1 rRNA gene is annotated in these 220 nt (G+C 37.7%); it reads left to right on the forward strand.

From position 1 onward, the window contains the following. Positions 1–147: 147 nt before the first annotated feature. Positions 148–220 (forward strand): 16S ribosomal RNA (locus tag C2M30_RS12285); the annotation flags it as partial.

The raw sequence follows: 220 nt of genomic DNA on the forward strand, positions 1-220 counted from the left end.
ACGCTTTTAAAGCGTAACAAAATTTAGACTTAATTGAACTGAGTGACCAACGGAAATAAACATAGTTTATTTCAGCACAGTCAATTCGATATCTTTTGATATCAAAATCAGAATTCATTGAGTCGGACGAAAGTCCAAAAACACTTTTAATTGAAGAGTTTGATCATGGCTCAGATTGAACGCTGGCGGCAGGCCTAACACATGCAAGTCGAGCGGTAAC

Source organism: Pseudoalteromonas sp. T1lg24 (assembly GCF_002964745.1).
GTDB classification, from domain to species: domain Bacteria; phylum Pseudomonadota; class Gammaproteobacteria; order Enterobacterales; family Alteromonadaceae; genus Pseudoalteromonas; species Pseudoalteromonas spongiae.